Origin of the sequence: Vibrio sp. V09_P4A23P171 (assembly GCF_963875615.1) — a bacterium.
Taxonomy (GTDB): Bacteria; Pseudomonadota; Gammaproteobacteria; order Enterobacterales; family Vibrionaceae; genus Vibrio; species Vibrio anguillarum.
The window spans coordinates 20,994-41,085 of the sequence record NZ_CAWNMR010000066.1; the positions used below are offsets into that span (position 1 = coordinate 20,994).

Annotated in this window: 16 protein-coding genes and 2 pseudogenes; 8 read left to right on the plus strand and 10 right to left on the minus strand. The window is 43.1% G+C overall.

Translation table 11 applies throughout. The annotated features are described in order from the left end of the window. Positions 1-21 precede the first annotated feature (21 nt). The 4 genes and pseudogenes from AACT23_RS15195 to AACT23_RS15210 form a co-directional block, all read right to left on the minus strand. Positions 22-275: pseudogene (locus tag AACT23_RS15195) on the minus strand (transposase); the annotation flags it as partial. 543 nt (positions 276-818) lie between these two features. After that, positions 819-2,990, minus strand: coding sequence for a polysaccharide biosynthesis tyrosine autokinase (locus tag AACT23_RS15200; protein WP_094127734.1), 2,172 nt, complete (start codon positions 2,988-2,990; stop codon positions 819-821). Positions 2,991-3,030: 40 nt separating this feature from the next. Further along, on the minus strand, positions 3,031-3,471 hold the full coding sequence (locus AACT23_RS15205) for an arsenate reductase/protein-tyrosine-phosphatase family protein (protein WP_017045428.1): 441 nt from the start codon (positions 3,469-3,471) through the stop codon (positions 3,031-3,033). A 25-nt stretch (positions 3,472-3,496) separates the two neighbouring features. Next, on the minus strand, positions 3,497-4,657 hold the full coding sequence (locus tag AACT23_RS15210; RefSeq protein WP_017045429.1) for a polysaccharide export protein: 1,161 nt from the start codon (positions 4,655-4,657) through the stop codon (positions 3,497-3,499). A 555-nt stretch (positions 4,658-5,212) separates the two neighbouring features. Between AACT23_RS15210 and AACT23_RS15215 the strand changes: the two genes are divergently transcribed. The 5 genes from AACT23_RS15215 to AACT23_RS15235 all read left to right on the plus strand — a co-directional run bounded on the left by AACT23_RS15215 (position 5,213) and on the right by AACT23_RS15235 (position 10,288). Then, positions 5,213-5,461 (plus strand): hypothetical protein, encoded by a 249-nt coding sequence (locus AACT23_RS15215; RefSeq protein ID WP_064626008.1) that lies wholly within the window; start codon positions 5,213-5,215, stop codon positions 5,459-5,461. A gap of 81 nt (positions 5,462-5,542) precedes the next feature. Beyond that, positions 5,543-6,241 (plus strand): YjbF family lipoprotein, encoded by a 699-nt coding sequence (locus AACT23_RS15220; RefSeq protein WP_094127737.1) that lies wholly within the window; start codon positions 5,543-5,545, stop codon positions 6,239-6,241. Next, positions 6,238-7,104 carry a capsule biosynthesis GfcC family protein gene (locus AACT23_RS15225; RefSeq protein WP_094127740.1) on the plus strand — a complete coding sequence of 289 codons (867 nt, stop codon included), beginning with the start codon at positions 6,238-6,240 and terminating at the stop codon, positions 7,102-7,104. The genes AACT23_RS15220 and AACT23_RS15225 overlap by 4 nt, the downstream gene beginning before the upstream one ends. Then, entirely contained in the window at positions 7,101-9,311 is a 2,211-nt protein-coding gene (locus AACT23_RS15230; protein WP_013855776.1) for a YjbH domain-containing protein, read from the plus strand. The genes AACT23_RS15225 and AACT23_RS15230 overlap by 4 nt, the downstream gene beginning before the upstream one ends. 248 nt (positions 9,312-9,559) lie before the next feature. Then, on the plus strand, positions 9,560-10,288 hold the full coding sequence (locus AACT23_RS15235) for a S1 family peptidase (RefSeq protein WP_094127743.1): 729 nt from the start codon (positions 9,560-9,562) through the stop codon (positions 10,286-10,288). Between the two features lie 76 nt (positions 10,289-10,364). On the opposite strand, the gene AACT23_RS15240 is transcribed toward AACT23_RS15235, so the two are convergent. Then, on the minus strand, positions 10,365-10,910 hold the full coding sequence (locus AACT23_RS15240; RefSeq protein WP_176428639.1) for a sugar transferase: 546 nt from the start codon (positions 10,908-10,910) through the stop codon (positions 10,365-10,367). A 10-nt stretch (positions 10,911-10,920) separates the two neighbouring features. Next, on the minus strand, positions 10,921-11,871 hold the full coding sequence (locus tag AACT23_RS15245; protein WP_094127749.1) for a UDP-glucose 4-epimerase family protein: 951 nt from the start codon (positions 11,869-11,871) through the stop codon (positions 10,921-10,923). Between the two features lie 218 nt (positions 11,872-12,089). On the opposite strand from AACT23_RS15245, the gene AACT23_RS15250 reads away from it, so the two are divergent. Next, positions 12,090-13,955, plus strand: a complete 1,866-nt coding sequence (locus AACT23_RS15250; protein ID WP_094127751.1) for a polysaccharide biosynthesis protein — start codon at positions 12,090-12,092, stop codon at positions 13,953-13,955. Positions 13,956-13,962: 7 nt separating this feature from the next. Then, positions 13,963-15,090, plus strand: coding sequence for a glycosyltransferase family 4 protein (locus AACT23_RS15255; protein ID WP_094127755.1), 1,128 nt, complete (start codon positions 13,963-13,965; stop codon positions 15,088-15,090). Positions 15,091-15,094: 4 nt separating this feature from the next. Here the strand turns inward: AACT23_RS15255 and AACT23_RS15260 are convergent. After that, positions 15,095-15,643: pseudogene (locus AACT23_RS15260) on the minus strand (IS66 family transposase); the annotation flags it as partial. Between the two features lie 52 nt (positions 15,644-15,695). Between AACT23_RS15260 and AACT23_RS15265 the strand changes: the two are divergent. After that, positions 15,696-16,846, plus strand: a protein-coding gene (locus AACT23_RS15265; RefSeq protein WP_094127758.1) for an IS3 family transposase whose coding sequence is annotated in 2 segments (ribosomal slippage) — positions 15,696-15,954 and positions 15,954-16,846 — 1,152 coding nt in all. Because the reading frame shifts where the segments join, the coding sequence is not laid out codon by codon here. 75 nt (positions 16,847-16,921) lie between these two features. Here the strand turns inward: AACT23_RS15265 and wecB are convergent. From wecB to gmd, 3 genes are all read right to left on the minus strand, one after another. Next, a complete protein-coding gene (wecB, locus tag AACT23_RS15270; protein ID WP_094127761.1) occupies positions 16,922-18,052 on the minus strand; it encodes a non-hydrolyzing UDP-N-acetylglucosamine 2-epimerase in 1,131 nt (376 codons plus the stop codon). Positions 18,053-18,077: 25 nt separating this feature from the next. Then, positions 18,078-18,968, minus strand: coding sequence for a GDP-mannose 4,6-dehydratase (locus tag AACT23_RS15275; protein ID WP_094127764.1), 891 nt, complete (start codon positions 18,966-18,968; stop codon positions 18,078-18,080). A gap of 73 nt (positions 18,969-19,041) precedes the next feature. Then, positions 19,042-20,079: a GDP-mannose 4,6-dehydratase gene (gene gmd / locus AACT23_RS15280; RefSeq protein ID WP_094127767.1), complete on the minus strand. Its 1,038-nt coding sequence runs from the start codon at positions 20,077-20,079 to the stop codon at positions 19,042-19,044. Positions 20,080-20,092 lie beyond the last annotated feature (13 nt).

Consider the following 20,092-nt stretch of genomic DNA (forward strand, 5'->3'; position numbering starts at 1 on the left):
ATAACTAAACTATCTTTAAATCTAGTTTTTTTCATCACGGAAACCGAATGAATATTCCCATAAATAAAGACTCACCTGAACCTTTAAAAGATACTCAGGATCCATCGCACATATTGCTCTTTTATCTTTAATACTTGCTTTAAAGTCGTTTCACTCTTCAGCATGTTTAAGCACATTGGTCTGCTCCTTGCGAAGTTCTCAGCACTTTCTTCCGCTCATTTTCGGCAAGCATCTTCGCCAAATTCAGTATCGAGTGTCCAATGCATCGACTCAACACGAAAAAATCATGGACATTCTTGCTACACAAGGGCTCAAGGTTGGTAAAAACTTCGCCTCTAGCCTATTAAATAAATAGTCAAAAACTGTAAATCATTGATTTTAATAAACAATGAAAATCAACTCGATTCAAGCTATCCGGATTTCTCGCTTTCGAATTCTTTATCAGAAGGCTACGACCCCTTTAAACATGGGCATGTTCATGATTTTTCCCTAGCTTGGGTGGGTTTGGTTGTTCATAGCTAACCACCCCCTCTAACTCCCCCTTTTATTGGCACCATCACTCACAATACTGCGGCGTTCAAGGGGAGGGGGAGAAGCAAAAGCTAAGATTTCGAGAAATTATTCTATTCGCTCAAGTGATGTGCAAGCAAGATGATACCAATAGCTACGCTAAGCAGAGGAGAATAGTTTGGCGCTTTAGATTCCAGAGACTTCGTTCCTCTGTTATGGAGTGACAGGATATGGTTGTCACATCCCATATCTACTTTTCAGCTCTTCGTTGCTCGATTACTAGCATCTCGATACTGCTCTATTAGCCTCTACTTCTTATCGCTTGAATAAGCATAGTTATAATACCCATACCCGTAAGAACTAGATGCTTTCTTCTCTACCGCATTAAAGATCACACCTTTCACTTCAATACCGGCTTGTTCAAAACGGTTTCTGGCGACATCAATCTCTTTGGCGGTATTTAGACCAAAGCGTGCCACCATTAACGTTGTACCAGCATGGGCACCCACAATGCTTGGGTCTGTCACCGCAAGTACCGGCGGGGTATCAATAATCACTAGGTCATAATTTTGTGAAGCCCATTCAACCAAAGCTTTAAAACGTTGGTGCATAAGCAGTTCTGAAGGGTTGGGTGGCACTTGGCCGCGCGTCATAATGTCTAAGTTATCTACTTGGGTGGTTTTAATCGCTTGCGCGTAATCAATTTTGCCACTGAGAAGGTCTGAAAGGCCATTTTCCCAAGTTACGCCGAAGGGTTGCTGTAAGTAGCCTTTGCGCATGTCGGCATCAATCAGCAGCACTTTTTGCCCAGTTTTGGCTACAACCGCAGCAAAGTTGGTGGAAACAAACGATTTACCAATGCCCGGCGCAGGGCCAGAAATCATCACCACGTTGTTTTTGGCTTCTAACATTGCGAAGTGCAAACTGGTCCGCAGGCCGCGTAGCGCTTCAATAGAAAGGTCCGCCGGGTTACTTTCCGCCAGCAGCATCATCTCTTGCAGGGATTTACGCTTTTTATTGATTTTTTCTGCAAATTCCAACTGCAGAATCGACTTAGGTACACTGGCGTAAACCGAAAGGCCAAGCTGTTCAATATCGTCTGGGTTTTCTACGCCGCGGTGCAGCGCTGCTTTCACCAATACCACGCCAACGCTTAACATGCCGCCAAGCAAGGTCGCGAGTACAACAATCAGTGGTTTTTTCGGTTTCACGGCTTTTGCATAGGTAGCTGCGCTATCTAAAATGCGCACATTGCCGACCGTTCCGGCTTTAATGATGTTCAGCTCTTGCACTTTGTTCAGCAATTGAATGTAAATTTGCTGGTTTACTTGCACGTCACGCGTCATGCGTAAAATTTCACGCTGAGTTTTAGGCAGCTTTTGTACTTGCTGATTTAAGCGCTCTTTTTCACCAAGCAAGACTTGGCGTTTATCCAATAGTGATTTGTACGCTGGGTGGTCAGTAGTGAAACGCTGGCTCACTTCACTCTCTTTAAACGTAAGTTCGTTAAGCTGCGCTTCTAGCTTCACCATCACTTCTAAGGTGGATTTCGCTTCTAAGCTTAAATCAATCGAATCATTGGCTTGGCGGTAGCGGTTTAATACATCTTCCGCGCTGTCTAATTCGGTTTTAATGGTTGGCAGGTGGCCTTTTAAGAAAGCTAAACTTTTTTCAGCTTCTGCCGAGTTGCGCTGCACGTTCTGCAAAAAGTAGTTTTGGCTTATATCATCCAAAATGGCTTGAATTTGGCTAGGGTTTTCGCCGGTGAAAGAGAGCTCAACAATGCCGGTTTGTTTGCCGCGTTCAGTCACTGATAAGTTATCTTTCAGCCATTTAATCGCATCTAACTCACTTTGTTTACTGATGTTAAATGCAAAACCGCTATTGGCATCTAAATCGGTGACAAACAGTTGGTAATCATCACTTTTTGCCAGTTCACCTACTTTACCGCTGAGTATTACACGGCCATCTTCACGCACTAACTGGTAGGTTTTTTGTTCTGCATCCTGCACCACTATTTGGTGGCCCGTTTGCCATGCATAACTTGGCAGTTCAAAGCGGCTGACTTGAATGCGGTTTATTTGCCCGCGAAGGCGCGCAATGCCTTTGCCAATAACGGGAAAGTAATCCGGCTCAACTAAGGTTGTTAGGTTAAATTTATGAACGGTATCGCCTAAAATCATCCGTGATTTGATGATTTCAATTTCAGTGGTGGCGGATGATTCAGAAGAGAAGAGATCGCTCATTTCCCCGCCGACTAATGATGAAATACCGCCAGAGCCTTTTTGTTCGATTTGAATCAAAGCATCGGCTTTGTATATCGGTGTTGAGAGCAAGGCAAAGGCAATGCCAAAGATAGCAAATAAAGTGGTCGTCGCGAGAATGATCCATTTGCCATCCAGCAGAAGGCCAAACAATTTACCGAGCTCGATTTCGTCAGAAGTGGTGTCGACGCGTTGTTTAATCTGTTGTGCTGTCATTGTGTTTAAAGTCCTAACGGCCTGTTTTGGCTTATGGTGATTACAGCTTTTTGGCCCAAGCTTGCGCGGCTTGGTCAATTAACTGGTAGGCATGGTCAAATGCTTCTTTGCTTTGGCGATATGGGTCTGGGATGTCTTGCTGGCCTATCCATTGCCCAAATAGCATGGCTTTGCCGCGTGCTTCAGGGGCTATCTCACTTAATGCACTAATGTGCCCCTTTTCCATCACGAGAATTAAATCATACTGGCTGCAAAGCGCTGACGTGAGCTGCTGTGATGCATGGCCAGCTAAATCAATGCCATGTTCGGCAGCAACTTGGCTGGCCATGGTATCGGCGGGTTTGCCCTCAAGATGGCTTTTGGCGCTAGCAATGCCAGCCGAAGCCACTTCTTTATTCGGCAATAGCTTTTGTAATACTCGCTCGCCTGTTGGTGAACGGCAGATGTTACCGACACACACCACTAATATTTTAGAAAACACGTTTTTTCTCTTATTTACTGTTCAGTTATGGCCAATTTTTCACCCGTAACGCACCTTCAGACAGCTCATTAAAGCCGCTGATGGTTGGCAACAATTGCCTGATCAAACGGTTCCAGCGCCCAACAGGCGTGGTGGTAACATACACCACATCATAAGGTTGCAGTTCAAACTCTGTGCCCATGACTAACGCCGTGGCATCTTGCATATTGAGCTGGTAAATATTGGCGATAGGGTCATCTTGGTTGGGCGCCGCGTGGCTTAACACGGCTTGCTGTTGTTGCGCGCCGCGAATCACAAAAATACCCGTGGCATCGGCTTCGTATTCATTAATGCCGCCGACTGTGCTCAAGGCTTCGGTCAGGCTCATACCTGTACGGTCAATTTTCAGCATTTGTGGCTGTTTGACTTCGCCCATCACAAACACTTTTTGCCCGTCATTACGTGGCACATGGACGATATCGCTATCGCGCAGTAAGCGGTTTTGCGTTAAATCGCCTTTCTGGATCAAAGCATAAAGAGAAAGAAGTTCCTCTTTACCATTACGAGTAAGCGTCACATTGCGCCAATCTGCATCCGTGGTAATACCACCAGCACGGTTAATGGCATCTAATAATGTTAAGGGAATATTTGAGATGGCTTGCTGACCCGGCGTTTTAACTTCACCAGTAATGTAGGATTTTTGCGAGCGAAAAGAAGCGACGTTGACATCTACCTGAGGCGATTCAATGTACTTAGCTAACTTTTCTGAAATCACTTGGCGGATTTCCGTTACGGTTTTGTCCGCCACACTCACTTCACCAATGTAAGGGTAAAAGATGGTGCCATCCGCATGGACCCAGTTACCCGCTTCTGCCGAACTACGGTATGAACCGGCAGGAATGGTTAACTCCGGGTGATCCCAAATGGTGATATTAAGCACATCACCAGGACCGATGTAATATTCGTAGCGAGCAATTTCTTGTTCTAATGGAGCATTGGGTTGGGTAATAGGCTGATTTTTATATTTTTTCAGCTCTTTAATAAAAGCAGGAGTAAGGGGGTAGACATTCACTTGAGAAGATAAGGATTCGTTGCTTTCTGCTTCCCATGCGGCATTTTTTTCACCCGTAGGTAGGTGTGAACCCGGAATGGTGCACCCCGTTAAAACTACTGAGGCGATAATCAAAGGCAAATACTTTTTTGACACGCGAACGTTCCTGCTATTTCAATCACAGCCATGACCAAGGTGCTTATATGAAGCCAAGGCACATGAGTAATGTGTTTATATATCAATGTGCTAGAAGTCATACATAAAAAACTTGCTGGCACGCTACCGCCCTAGGGCGCTCCCTATGACGGTGTTAAATACGTTTAAGCCGATGATAATTGAAAATAGGTTATTCATTAAAATGCAGCACAGCACCCACTAATTAGACTTTCAAATTACAATATAATCAATAAAGGGGTGATGAAAATAAAATTTGATTTATCAATTTTTTGTACTATCAAAGGCTGCGGAATGATACATAGGTTACTATTGAATGTGAAGTAAGTATTTTCCTACCCTGTAAGTATTTTCCTTATTGATTTCGCTTTATTTACTATTAAGTTAGTTAATAGCTGATTATTTTTTAATCTTAATTGAAATAGTCGATTCGCCTAGAGTGCAACTTGTTTACATTGACATCAATAATGTTTATTGTTGCGACGCCCAATCTATATTGGGCATACATCGATGTAATTAAACTTCATGGGGAATACTATGAAAAAAACAGCAATCGCACTATTAGCATCTTTTGCTTTTGGTGGCGTAGCGATGGCTGCTGTTGAAGAGACAACAGCAGCGTCAACCACTGGCGGAGCCGCTGGCGGTACAGCAGCGACAACGGCAGCAGTAGGTACAGTAACGGCAACGTCTGTAGCTATCGGTGGTGCACTTGTAGCGGGTGTAGTAGTTGCAGCAAGCAATTCAGGTACTTCTACTACCACTACAGTAACCGCAGCGCAATAAGCGCCTGCTTAATTCACAACCGCCATTGGCGGTTGTTTTTTAAATATTCAAATGACGAATTTTTATTATTAAGCCCCTATTATGAAGTTTGCTATTCGCTCGTTATTTATTTGTTGCGGTTTTTTAATTACAGGCTGTACACAAAACACTCAATATTTTACTGATTCTTTAAATCTTGCTCTATTTGGCCCTGAATCATTAAGTATCTCGCAAAATAAAATTAATGAGTTGCCCTACGCTAGTATTTATGTAAAGCAAGGTGATAACCCTCAAGCATTAATGATATTGGCTTGGGCCGAAAAAGAGTCTAGCCAATTTCAATCCAACCCGCTGGCTTTAAAATATTTATCCGCAAATCATGAGATGATCGTTACCTCTGCAGGGCGAATCACTAAAACCGTGAATTTGCTGGATGCGAATTTATCCAATATTCGATCGCAGCAGCCTGATCCTCTAGCGATTGGTTTGCATGACTCCAGCACCCCGCGCTACTGGGAATATGAGATCAGCTGGCAGCCGGGCTATCACGCCCAATATCACGCTCAATCTCGCTTTGTTGTACAAGGTGAGGAGCAAAAGCTATTGCCACAGGGCGCTAGAAATTTATTACATGTGGTGGAAAATGTGACGATTTTAGCGATTGACCAACATTACACGAATCACTATTGGCTTGAGCCAAGCAGTGGCGAAGTCGTTGCCAGCGAACAAACGCCAGCTCCCGGCATGGCGCGCTTTGAACTGATTGTTGCTAAACCTTTCTCAGGAGCGAATAAGTCATGATTCTATGGCCTAACTTAATACGCTACGTTATACGCTACGTTTGGCTAGAAAAACGCACGTTACTGAGTGCATCAGTGCCAAAAGCTACATTAATAAAACCCACATTAATGAAGCATTTTCTGCTGGGCGTATTATGCGCACTATCACCGGCTGCCTATAGTGCACCGGCTAGTGTGGTTGAAGTGAGAAGCGCAGAGAAACCTGCCCTCTCCCTCTCTTTTGCATCTGTGCCAAAAGTGGATGAATTAGTCATCAATGCGCTAAATGCCCGTGCGCAGTTACCTGCCGATATCGATTGGCTAAGCAGCGCCTTATTTGATGTGACCAGCCCGTATCAAAAAAAGCAGCAGGTTCTGCTTGCGATCACCCATCAAGAAAGTTTGGCCGCATCGGCTCACAAAAAGCGCTGGCGTCAGCTGAAAGAGCAGCTACGCGCGAATACTTTTGCACAGCGTATTTTTACTCCGCTTGATCCCGACATCACGCGTATCACGGCCAGTCAGAACCCGAAATTACAAGGTCAATGGCTGCTGTCACTCAATACGTTACCCACCACAGTATCAGTTTTTGGGAATGTTAAACAAGCTGGTGACATGGCTTGGAAACCACGCACCGATGCGGGTCATTATGTTCGCTCGGCAGGCCTTGCTGAGACGGATATCTCGCAAGTATGGGTGATTCAACCCGATGGTCACGCCTCACTGCATGATATCGCCTATTGGAATCACGACTTTCAAGATATCGCGCCCGGAGCGACACTTTACGTGCCTTTCCCTATCGAAACGACGTCACTTTATCCTCAATATTCACTACACAATGTGAACGACATTGTCGTTGAACTGCTGCGAAATCAATTGCCATGATGAAACTGAGTTATCTTTCGTCTTCGACGATTCAACCACCTCGCGTCACTTGTATGGCGTGCTGCATTGCGTTTAGTTTGGCGTTACCGAGCCAAGCTGACGAATTCAGCTACCCGACGCTGGTGCATTCTCAAACTGATTTTGGTGGTACAGGCTTAATACAGATGCCCAGTGCCCGCATGATGCCAGAAGGCCAATTCAGTTTAAGCGTCACAAACAACGATGATTACATTCATTACGTCAGTTCACTCCAACTCTTCCCATGGCTAGAAGCGACAATTCGTTACACGCAAGTGCATGAGCTACTTTACAGCGGCGATACCAGCTTTAGCGGTGATACGAAATACACGGATAAATCGATTGATGCCAAACTGCGTTTGCTAGAAGAGGGATATTGGCTGCCAGAAGTGTCGGTAGGGTTACGTGATGTTGGCGGTACAGGTTTGTTTGATGGCGAATTTATTGCAGCCAGTAAACGTTTTGGCCCATTGGATGTCACACTCGGCGTTGGCTGGGGTTATTTGGGTAACAACGCGAACTTAACGGGTGATAAATCCTCAACACCAGATTGCGGTCGCGATGGTAGTTACAGTGGTAAAGGCGGCCAATTTGATATTGGACGGATGTTCACGGGTTGTACGTCGCTGTTTGGTGGGGTTGAATACCAAACACCTTGGCAACCACTGCGTCTAAAAGTGGAATACGATGGCAATGATTACCGCAGTGATTTTCCCGTCACCCGTGGTGATGCAGTAATGCCCGTTTCAACACCGTGGAACTTTGGTGTGGTATACGCTCTTGCTGATTGGGCCGATTTACGCCTTAGCTATGAACGCGGTAATACCTTTACCGCAGGCATTACCTTGGGTACGAACTTGGCGACCATGCAACCGGTGTGGGTTGATGAACCCAAACCCAGTTATGCTCCGAAAGCGAAATCACATGAGTTAGACGATGCTGAATGGCAAACGCTACTTCATGACCTTGATGTAATCGCCGGTTATAAACAAGCGACTTTGTACCAAGATGATGCCACCCTCACGATTGAAGCTGAACAATATAAGTATCGCGATCGCAAAGAAGCGCATGAACGCGCCGCATTGCTGCTGGCGAATCAAGGCATTGATGCACAGACATATCGCATCATCGAGACGGCCAATAATCAGCCTCTCACTGAAACCAGAATAAAAGCGAATGCGTTTGCCCGTGTTGCTGACCGTGATTACCCTAACGCTCACATCACCGATGCCAGTGCGCGCGGTAACCCCGTCGCGATCAATGGCGAAGTAAAAGCGCAGCAGTATGATGCGTGGCAATTTGGTTTAGCGCCTGTGTTGCAGCAGTCTTTTGGTGGCTCTGAAGACTTTTATTTGTACGCGCTTGGTGTCAGTGCCAATGCCAGCGTACAAACACGAGATCATTGGCTACTCTCTGGCAGCCTTTATGGCAACCTTGCCGATAACTACGACAAATACAAGTACACCGTACCGCCAGATGGTACTGATTTGAAACGGGTTCGTACCTTGTCTCGACAATATTATGAAGATGCCGTTCGCCTTGATAGCCTGCAACTAACCTACTTTGATACTTTCGGCCAAAGTTGGTTTGGTCAAAGCTACGCAGGGTATCTCGAAACCATGTTTGCTGGTGTCGGCGGCGAAATACTCTATCGTCCATTAGGCAAAAATTGGGCGGTTGGGATTGATGGAAACTATGTAAAACAGCGCGACCCTGACACCGCTTTCGGTCTGTATAAAGAAGAAGTGCATTCTGATCCACAAACGGGTCGAAACTATCGAGTACAGACGGGCACAGTAACAGGCCATGCAACGCTCTATTGGCAGCCTAAGTTTTGGTCATTGATCGACAATACGTTACTCAAGGTCAGTGCGGGGCGTTACTTAACCGACGATATCGGTATGTCGGTCGATTTTTCTAAGCAGTTTGATAGTGGTGTGATTGCCGGGGCGTTTATTTCTAAAACGAACCTTTCTGCAGAAGAGTTTGGTGAAGGCAGTTTTACCAAGGGATTTTATGTTTCAATTCCTATGGACTTGATGACCATTCGGCCGAGTACACAGCGCGTGACCGTATCTTGGTTACCGATTCAACGTGATGGTGGGCAAATGCTGAACCGACAATATCGCTTGTACGATATGACGGATGCACGCTCCCCTTGGTATGGTCGCCCTATCTCAAGCAACTAGCTTAGACTATTGTTACTAATAAAAAGAGAGCTCATTTATGGGCTCTCTTTTCAATGCCTGCCTAAAGAATATCTCTACTTTTCAACAAGAAACAGCCAACCCACTATTGATTAAAACATCCACTATAACTATTTTTTATGTGACGCATGGCAATGTAATCCATTACATCTATACTTTATTAGGTAAACACATTTGATCTAGATGCGCATCAAGATCTCGGTATTGTTGGCTTTGAATAGGAGGTTCTTATGTTCCTTCAGCCTGTTATCGGATCTCATTTCTGTCGGTTATTTCGTTACTCAATGTTAGTGCTTACTTTCATTTTAGTGGGTTGCGCAGGCTCTAACGGGCGAACCATGAAAGCGCAAAATCCCCCAGCGATTAATTATGAATTCACCGGTATTCCATTGCTGTATTTTGGTTACGGATCGAGTGTGCCCTTAACTCCAAATTTAAGCTTAACTGCAGCTCATGTGGCAAAAATGAATTATGCCAAAGTGGTAGCTTACCATCCCACTTGTGATGTGGCTTTGATCGAGTCAGACAACCAACATGCTGTACTTCCAGAATTAGGGCTAGTTTATCAAGGAGAAAAAATAGAGGCGTTTGGTGTGAGTGGCAGTGGTGATGTGGTGATGGGAAAAGGGACGTATCATTTGGACTTAAACTTCGTCAATAGCCGTTACTTCAGCAAATGCCCAGCCAGCATTACCGACGCCCCAATACGTTCTGGCATGAGTGGCGGTGGTGCATTCAATGCACAAGGCGAATTGGTCGGTATATTAGCGGCTATCGCCAATAAAACAGATACGAGGCTTGTGAACGGAGAAGAATTAGATATCGAACGCTTAAGCATTTTTGTTTCGATCAATTTCATCCAACCGTGGTTGAAAGCACAAGTGAACACTTACCACCACGGAGAATATCAATGGCCAAATGTAGAAACGAACGAAACAAGGTTAGCGCGGCAGCAGTAACATTGATAAAAAGATAATTGCCAAGAATTTCATTGCGTCACAGTAAGGTCAAAAGATCTTTTGTGACGCAGACGGATTAAACCCTATCACCTGCGCCTTTGCCTAAGACGGTTTGAATAATACAGGTAAAATATAGCGTGAGTGACATGTTTTGAATCATCTTCAGATCCCAATCTGCCAACAGTTCAGGAGTTGACATATCGATCTCATTTACCTGTGCCAGACCTGTGATCCCAGGGCGAACATCAAACACTCCTTTCTCATCTCGGATCTGAATTAATTCTTGTTGGTTAAATAAGCATGGCCGAGGTCCAACTAAACTCATCTCACCTTTAACGACGTTAATCAGTTGAGGAAGCTCATCTAACTTCGTTTTACGCAAGATACTACCCAGCTTAGTTACTGAACTCGCACCCACCAAGTGAGTTGCAACCGATTGAGTATCGACTGGCATGGTTCGAAACTTGATTAATGTAAATGGCTTCTTGTAACGCCCAACTCGAGTTTGCATAAACACCGGTGAGCCAGTATCAAAATACCCTAATACGTAAACGATCAATAAAATCGGCCAAAGAATACATAGCCCTAGCAAGGCAAAGACAAAATCTAAAATACGCAACATTAATGGTTCTCTACTTTTTATTGTGTAAGTAAGCACTTACGGTTTTTTGGATACCTTGTTGAAAGGTGTATGGCGGTGACCAGTTCAGAGTACGCTTAGTCTCACTGATATCGACGTGCAGGTCACAACATAAACGTTGAGCCATCGATTTTTTGCCAGTAATGATGAATAACGTCTTAAGCACACGCTCAGGAATAGGCAATAAACGACTAGGTACAGCAAGCGAATTTGCGATGGTTTTTAGTATCTCAGTTGTTGATACATCAAGATCATCTGAGACAAGAAAAGTGTTACCTGGCGCGTTAGTGTGAGTACAGCAATTCATGATTAAATCCACTAAGTTCCCAAGATACACTAAGCTGCGTTTGTTATGTATGAGTCCTAAGGGTAGAGGTATACCTTTTTCAACCCACTGGATCATGCTGAGGAAATTCGCTTTTACACCTTCACCATACACTAAGGGTGGCCGAATAATGACCACTTCTAAGCCCGTTTCATCGGCTAATTTCTTTAACCCTTGCTCGGCTTCATATTTACTTAGGCCATAAGGATCGTCAGGAATGAACGAAGTTTCAGGCAGAAAAGGCTGATCAGGCTTTGAATACTCACCATTCACTTTGATTGAACTGATGAAAATAAATCGTTTCACGCCCGCTTCCACCGCCTGACGAGCTAAATTCAAGGTACCCGCAGTATTAACATCACGATAAAGCGTCAGTGCATCCTGAGCTGAATCTTGCATTTGATGCACTCTAGCGGCGCAATGGACGACACAGTCCACGCCATTGAGCGCTAAACGCCAATCCGTATTCGCCTCCAAAGAGGTAACAAAATCATGTTGAGAGTGGTTAGTGCGATTCAACGTACGACGCTGGCCAATACACTCCCAACCGATACGTGATGCCTGTTCCATCACTTTAGAACCAACAAACCCAGAACTGCCTGTAACCAATATTTTCAAAATATGACCTTTAATTTAAAGCTAAGTGCATGCAAACTGTGCTCAGGGTTAAACTCCACCACTGAAAGAAATATTTGAACAATAATCGATATTCCAAGTTAGGGTAAAGGGTAGCCAATTTTCCTCAAGCAAACTACAATTCGAGCGATAACAATAATATCCATATCAACATCGTACGTACACCGCCGATGTGACTCATAAAGGCTTAGTAGCAAGTAATGTTCACACCTATTGAATTTCTTCTCAATGCACAAAGACAAAACAAGCGCCTAATTACGATTTGCTATGACATTCTAGCGATTATTTGTTCTCTTTACCTCGCGATTGCGCTGCGACTAGATACCTTTAGTTTTTATATGGGAGCGAAAGAGCTCGCCTGCTTAGCAACCACACTAGGTATAACTATTTTTTGCTTTATTAGACTTGGGATGTACCGAGCGGTTCTGCGCTATATGATGATGCCTGCAATCGGCTATATCTTCCTTTCCGTTTTCTTATCAGCGCTTACGCTTGCCTTAAGTGGTTTCTTCTTTCAGGCCTTTATTCCTAGAAGTGTACCCTTTATCTACGCTGGACTTGCTATTCTTAGCTTAGGTGGCCCAAGAATCCTTATCAGAACCATTTATTATCACTATTACAAAAGACAAAAACCAAACGTCTTTATCTACGGTGCAGGAGCCACAGGGAGAGATCTAGCCTACGCCCTTATCCAAGGTGATGAATACCACCCTGTTATACTGCTTGATGATGATCCGATTAAAGCTGGCCAAATCATGTTTGGTATTCGTGTACATCACAGCGACCAATTTGAACGACTACAGTCACTTTATCAGCCAGTCAAATTGCTGCTCGCAATTAACAATATGAATAAAGGTGAGCGATTAAGACTGCTTGAAAGACTCTCTCATTGGCCAATTGAAGTTCAATCTGTCCCTTCAGTGGAGGATATTGCCTCTGGTAGAGCACAAGCCACAGATGTTCAGGACTTAGATATTTCAGATTTACTGGGTAGAGCACCAATAGCGCCGGATAAGGCGCTATTGGGCAGAAATATTACTGGGAAAAGCGTGATGGTGACAGGGGCTGGTGGCTCTATTGGTTCTGAACTGTGCCGTCAAATTATTGCCCAAAATCCCACAACGCTCGTTTTATTTGAACTCAATGAATACAATCTATATTCCATCGATCAAGAACTGCAAGCCATAAAACAAAATCTAAAATTAGAGACCAAAATTATCGCGGCTCTTGGTTCGGTGCAAAAGGAAAACCGTTTACATAAACTAATGGTCGCTCATAAAGTTAACACTATTTACCATGCTGCGGCTTATAAGCATGTACCGCTTGTAGAAGATAACGTCATCGAAGGTATTCGCAACAATGTATTCGGTACCCTAGCATGTGCTACGGCGGCTATCGAGGCTGGTGTCGAAAGTTTCACACTTATCTCAACCGATAAAGCGGTACGTCCTACGAATATTATGGGCACCAGTAAACGGATGGCAGAATTAGTTCTACAGGCACTGGCTGATAAAGGAACCAAAACTACTTTTACTATGGTGCGTTTTGGTAATGTGCTTGGTTCTTCAGGTTCTGTTGTACCCCTCTTTAAAAAACAGATAAAAGCGGGCGGCCCTGTTACCGTTACTCACCCTGACATTATCCGCTACTTTATGCTAATACCAGAAGCAGCCCAGTTGGTTATTCAGGCTGGAGCAATAGGGCATAATGGACAAGTCTTTGTGTTAGATATGGGCGAGCCAGTTAAAATTGTCGACCTAGCAAAACGGATGATCCACCTGATGGGTATGAAAGAGTACTTTGATGGCAATAGCAATGAAGGAGATATTGAAATTAAATTCACTGGTTTGAGACCCGGTGAAAAGCTCTACGAGGAATTGTTGATTGGTGATAATGTCGAGGGAACAAGCCACCAAAAGATAATGACGGCTTGTGAAGATAAGCTCACTTGGAAAGAGATGCATCCCCTACTCCAAGAATTGGATATATGCTGCCATAACTTCGATGTAGAGTGCATTAAGCGCCTTCTTTTGGAAGCGCCAACTGGTTACTCACCACAGCAATGAGATATTAATGAAAGTATTACAAGTATACCGAACTTGCTACCCAGAAACTAACGGTGGTGTGGAGCAAGTCATCCGATTTATCGCTTCCGGAACGAAAGCATTAGGTGTTGAGACAAAGATACTGACGTTGTCTGATAATGATACGCCTCCCTACAGTTGTGAAGGCACTGAAATAATCCCAGTAAAGAAAACATTTGAGGTTTCTTCAAATGGGTTTTCTTTAAAGCTTATATCCGAGTTTAAAAAATTATCTGAGTGGGCTGATATAATCCACTATCACTACCCTTGGCCATCAGGTGATTTAATATCATTATTCAATACAGCTAAAAAGCCCAGTTTAATGACTTATCATTCTGATATTGTTAAACAAAAGCTCTTAAAGATTTTGTATAAACCACTCGAAATTCATTTTCTAAATCATGTAAATATAATTGTTGCTACATCACCGCAATATGCTCAAACCAGCACAAACTTACAGAAATATAAAAATAAGGTACGGGTAATTCCACTTGCCGTTGATGAAACAACTTATCCAACACCACTGAGCAGCACTATTGACCAGTGGCGAGATAAAGTAGGGGAAGGCTTTTTCCTTTTCGTTGGAGTACTAAGGTATTACAAAGGGTTAGATTACTTACTAGAAGCAGCAAGAATAAACGACCTACCAGTTGTGATCGCTGGAGATGGTCCAGAAAGAGCGAAACTAGAAGATTATATTTCGAAGCACAATCTGGATAACGTTAAACTGGTGGGTTTTATTTCCGAAGAAGATAAAGTGGCGCTACATTTACTTTCAAAAGCATTTGTATTCCCGTCACATTTACGCTCTGAAGCATTCGGCATCTCATTAGTAGAAGCGCAAATGTTTGGTAAACCCATCGTAAGTGCAGATATTGGAACTGGCTCTTCCTATGTAAACATCAACGGAGAAACTGGGATAACTGTACCTCCATGCGATCACATAGCATTATCCGAAGCTATGGTTAAAATCCAAGAGAATAATGACCTGTTTTCGAAATTTTCTAAAAACTCTAAAATAAGATTTAAAAACAATTTCACAACAAAACGACACACTGAAAGTTATATTGAAATATATAAGTCATTGTTAGATTGTAAACGCTTAATTAACCAGTGAGGCCTTATTCAGCCTCATGGGTTTCTACATTCCATGGCATAAGATCGGTCAGATCATCACTTGAAGAGCACTTCTGTAATTCCCTGAACAGGTGCACGAAGTAGAAGTACGGATTGATATCGTTAGCGCGACAAGTCATGATTAGGCTATAGAGGTTTGCACTGGCCTTTGCTCCGCCAACTGAAGTTGAGAACATCCAATTTTTGCGCCCAGTCGTAAACGGACGCACATCTCTTTCAGTCACGTTATTATCGATGCTGATATTTCCGTCTGCCAGATAGGTAAGGAGTTTTGGCCACTGGTTTATCGTATAGTTGATAGCAACCCCGAGCTTTCCCTTCGGTAATTGTGTTTCTTTGATTCCGACCAGCCATTTGTGGAACTCATCAAGAACGGGGCTGGATTTTTGTTGCCTAATCTGCTGTCGTATTTCTGGACTTAGCTCTCTGACTTCCCGTTCAATGCCGTAGAGTTTTCCAATATAGTTCAACGCTTTCTCTACACGGCCCACTTTCTTTGTTGGTTGGGCTTTTTGTAGTGGCATAGTGAATTTGGTCACTTAGTTAGAGGTGATATCATCACCTCATAAGTTAACAGGTGACACTATGACAAAACGTACAAGACGACTATTTAGCGCAGAATTTAAGTTAGAAGCAGCGCAGTTAGTCCTAGACCAAAACTACTCAGTAACTGAAGCGGCCCAAGCCATGAATGTGGGGAAATCCACGATGCATAAATGGGTTCGCCAGCTTAGAGAAGAACGCCAAGGGAAAACACCGAAAGCTTCACCTATGACCCCTGAACAAATAGAAATTCGGGAATTAAAAAAGAAGCTGGCTCGCCTTGAAGAGCATAATGAAATATTAAAAAAAGCCACGGCTCTGTTGATGTCGGACTCGCTGAACAATTCTTGATAATCAAGAAACTCAAGCAGAGCTACAGCGTAAAAACATTATGTGAAGTCTTCAATGTTCATCGAAGTAGTTATCACTATTGGCTTAAACGCCCAACGGTAATTAATGTTGAAACAGTAAAATTGCGCAGCTTGATCAGTGAGGCTCATGCCGTAAGCAATGGCTCTGCGGGCGCGAACACCATTGCAGATATAGTCACAAATCAGGGGGTAAAGCTGAGCCGATACCGAGCAACAAAGCTTATGAGAACGCTTGGTTTAGTGAGTTGCCAAGAGCCAAAGCATCGCTACAGAAAGGCTTCACAAGAACATATTGAAGTTCCAAATCACTTAGGTCGTCAGTTTGCGGTTACCGCCCCAAATGAGGTCTGGGCTGGTGATGTTACGTATATTTGGACAGGTAATCGGTGGATGTATTTAGCAGTTGTTATCGATCTTTTTGCCCGAAAAGTGATTGGTTGGTCGATGTCTCTATTACCTGATTCTAAGCTAACAGGCAAAGCTCTTTCGATGGCTTATGAGTCTCGTGGTAAGCCTAAAGGTGTTATGTTCCATAGCGATCAAGGCAGTCATTATACTAGCCGTAAATACCGTCAATTGCTGTGGCGTTTTCAAATAAAACAGAGTTTATCTCGCCGAGGAAATTGTTGGGATAATGCGCCGATGGAGCGCTTCTTTAGAAGTCTGAAAACGGAATGGGTGCCAACTGTGGGTTATCGTAGCTTCGCTGAGGCTCAACAAGAGGTTACCCGTTACATTATCGGATATTACTGCCAACTCAGACCACATCAGTATAACGGTGGTTTAACTCCCAGTGAATCAGAACGATTATATTGGGGTTAAATCGACGCTTACGTTAGATTAGTCGTATGTATGATCTACACTTCAAAATACCCCCTCTGTGAAAGGGGGCTATTCCTATTTAAAATAACCTTCTAATATACTTACAATTTTTTTGGCCGACTCCCCTACTCCAAAAGGATTAACCTTATTACTAAATGTTGAATATAAAGACTCATCATCAAGAAGATTATTAACCTGAGAGACTATATTAAACACATTCGTACCAACCAACTTAACGGTGCCAGCAGATACCGCTTCAGGCCTTTCAGTTGTATCCCTTAAAACTAATACAGGTTTCCCTAAAGAAGGCGCCTCCTCTTGAATTCCTCCTGAGTCTGTTAATATTAAATATGATAAATCCATCGCATAAACAAAAGATGTATATTCTAATGGTTCAATCAAGTGAACAGAGTCATTATTTGATAAGAGTTCATAAATTGGCTGTGATACTTGAGGGTTAGGATGAACAGGCATTATGAACTGAATATCACTTCGTTGGTTTGTTAATTGATTTACAGCTCTACAAATATTAACAATGCCTGAACCAAAATTTTCTCTTCGATGAGTCGTCAACAATATAGTTTTTTTATTCGGACTAAGAAATGAAAATTCGCGCGTCAGACTTTTAGACAATGCTGAATCACTATTTCCAATCAAATCTTTCGTATGTAATAAGGCATCAATAACTGTATTACCTGTTACAAACACCTTTTCACATGGCACTCCTTCTAAGAGCAAGTTTTGCTGAGCAGAATAAGTCGGTGCAAAGTTTAACGTACTAAGAACCGAAGTTAGCTTCCTATTCGCCTCCTCAGGCCAAGGAGAATATATGTCTCCAGTTCTCAATCCAGCTTCAATATGACCTACAGGTATTTTTTGATAATAACTCGCTAGTGTTACAGAAAATGTTGTAGCGGTGTCTCCATGAACTAGAACAATATCTGGTTTTATTTGGCTCAACACATCAGAAACACTTGTTAATATTCTTGCAGTCACATCAACAAGTGTTTGCTTACTTTGCATAAGATCTAGGTCAAAGTCGGGCTTAATCTTAAACAGCTTTAGCACTTGATCAAGCATTTCACGATGCTGCCCCGTTGTACAAACTTGAACTTCTAGACTTCCACTCTGCTTTAGGCAGTGGACTAAGGGGGCCATCTTTATAGCTTCAGGCCGAGTTCCAAAAACCACTAATACTCGTTTCATAATTTTCTCCGAAACAATGGCTGAGTTAACTATCGGTACACTGATACATGTCTGTAAGAGTTTGCATTAATGGTATACTTGGAGCACTACCAGTTAACATCGTTAGCTTACTATTATCACCACCTAACACTTTAATTTCATTAGTTCGGACAAAGTCAGGGTTAACTTGAACTTGTATTTTATAGCCTGCAACCTCCTCCATCATGGAAATGATCGCCTGTAATGACGTTACTTGTCCCGAGCACAAATTTACAATTTCAGAGTGTGCTTCAGATTCTAGGAGATTTACATATGACTCAGCAATATCACGAACATCACTAAAGTCCCGAGAAACATCAGTGTTACCCAACTCAATCTCAGAAGCATTTCTCTTGAAATGAGAAACAATTTTAGGGATTAAAAAGTGCTCTGCTTGCCCAAGGCCAGTATAGTTGAATGGTCGAGTGATGAGCATCGGATATTCACTAAACCACAATTTCGCCATATGCTCCATGGCCAACTTGCTCATGGCATAATGATTAACAGGTGAAGGCGAGACTGCTTCAGAAATACACTCTACATCTGCAGGATTTCCATAAATATTCGCGCTGCTCGCAAAAATGACTTTCTCCAATTGAAGTCCAAGCTCTTTTGCTGCCTCTAGAAGGTTCAAGGCACCAAACACATTGACATCATAAAACGCTTTTTGATCAGCGTGACCAACAAAGGATAGCGCAGCTAGGTGGATTATATAGTTGGGTTGAACTTGTTCCAAACAAGTTGTCACTGCCTGACGATCCGTAAGATCACAAGCGACTTGGCCTTTCTTAGCATCTCGATAAACTAGGCCAACAACAGAGTAGCCTCTAGAGACGAGTTCTCGCTCTACATACTTACCAGTGAAACCATCTACACCAGTTAATAAAACTTTCTTCATATTTATCACCCTAAAAAAAATGGCAACAGAAAAACTGCTGCCATCTATCTATTTATAAACCAATAACTAAGACTTAGAATGAGAAGCCTTGTTCATTACGACGAAGATCCGCCTGAACCATCATGGCACATAACTCTTCAAGTGTTGTTTTAGGCTCCCAACCTAACTCTTTCTTCGCCTTCTCTGGGTTACCTATCAGTAAGTCCACTTCCGCTGGTCGATGGAATTTAGGGTTTACCTTAACAACTACTTTACCTGTTGCTTTATCTGTTGCCGTTTCATTCTCTTCTGAACCATTCCATTCCAATTCAATATCAGCAGCTTTGAATGCCATAGTAACGAAATCACGAACTGTCTCAGTGCGGTTAGTTGCAAGTACATATGTATCAGGCTTATCAGCTTGAAGCATACGCCACATGCCTTCAACGTAATCTTTCGCAAAACCCCAGTCGCGCTTGGCATCCATATTACCTAGTTCAAGTACACCCAACTTACCAAGCTTAATTTTAGCTACAGAATCGGTAATTTTGCGAGTAACAAACTCTTGACCACGCAGTGGTGATTCATGATTAAACAGAATTCCACTTGTCGCAAATATGTCATAAGATTCACGGTAATTGATTACCATCCAGTGAGCATATAGCTTTGCCACACCGTACGGACTACGTGGATAAAATGGAGTAGATTCGCGCTGTGGAATTTCTTGTACCTTACCAAACATTTCAGAAGTAGAGGCCTGGTAGAAGCGGATATTAAGGTTCACAATACGAATCGCTTCTAATAGATTAACAGGGCCAATACCTGTAATTTCAGCTGTGGTAAGCGGTTGGTCGAATGAAACACCAACGAAACTTTGCGCAGCAAGGTTATAAACTTCTGTCGCACCAGATTCTTGTAACAAACGGATACTTGCCGATAGGTCCGTCAAATCATATTCAACTAACTCTAAATTAGGATGCTTATCAATACCTAGCTCTGCGATTCTCCAAAAGTTGACTGAGCTAGTTCTTCTATAAGTACCATATACTTTATAGCCTTTATCCAAAAGCAACTCTGCTAAGTAAGCAGCATCTTGACCCGTAATTCCGGTAATAATCGCTGTGGTGGTCATATCTTTTCCTAAC

What these genes read in the sequence shown, in the direction of transcription:
- AACT23_RS15235 (WP_094127743.1), top strand. Translation starts at nt 9,560, where the DNA reads ATGTTCCTTCAGCCTGTTATCGGATCTCATTTCTGTCGGTTATTTCGT.
- AACT23_RS15200 (WP_094127734.1), bottom strand. Translation starts at nt 2,990, where the DNA reads ATGACAGCACAACAGATTAAACAACGCGTCGACACCACTTCTGACGAA.
- gmd (WP_094127767.1), bottom strand. Translation starts at nt 20,079, where the DNA reads ATGACCACCACAGCGATTATTACCGGAATTACGGGTCAAGATGCTGCT.
- AACT23_RS15255 (WP_094127755.1), top strand. Translation starts at nt 13,963, where the DNA reads ATGAAAGTATTACAAGTATACCGAACTTGCTACCCAGAAACTAACGGT.
- wecB (WP_094127761.1), bottom strand. Translation starts at nt 18,052, where the DNA reads ATGAAACGAGTATTAGTGGTTTTTGGAACTCGGCCTGAAGCTATAAAG.
- AACT23_RS15275 (WP_094127764.1), bottom strand. Translation starts at nt 18,968, where the DNA reads ATGAAGAAAGTTTTATTAACTGGTGTAGATGGTTTCACTGGTAAGTAT.
- AACT23_RS15220 (WP_094127737.1), top strand. Translation starts at nt 5,543, where the DNA reads ATGAAGTTTGCTATTCGCTCGTTATTTATTTGTTGCGGTTTTTTAATT.
- AACT23_RS15250 (WP_094127751.1), top strand. Translation starts at nt 12,090, where the DNA reads ATGTTCACACCTATTGAATTTCTTCTCAATGCACAAAGACAAAACAAG.
- AACT23_RS15240 (WP_176428639.1), bottom strand. Translation starts at nt 10,910, where the DNA reads ATGTTGCGTATTTTAGATTTTGTCTTTGCCTTGCTAGGGCTATGTATT.
- AACT23_RS15215 (WP_064626008.1), top strand. Translation starts at nt 5,213, where the DNA reads ATGAAAAAAACAGCAATCGCACTATTAGCATCTTTTGCTTTTGGTGGC.
- AACT23_RS15230 (WP_013855776.1), top strand. Translation starts at nt 7,101, where the DNA reads ATGATGAAACTGAGTTATCTTTCGTCTTCGACGATTCAACCACCTCGC.
- AACT23_RS15225 (WP_094127740.1), top strand. Translation starts at nt 6,238, where the DNA reads ATGATTCTATGGCCTAACTTAATACGCTACGTTATACGCTACGTTTGG.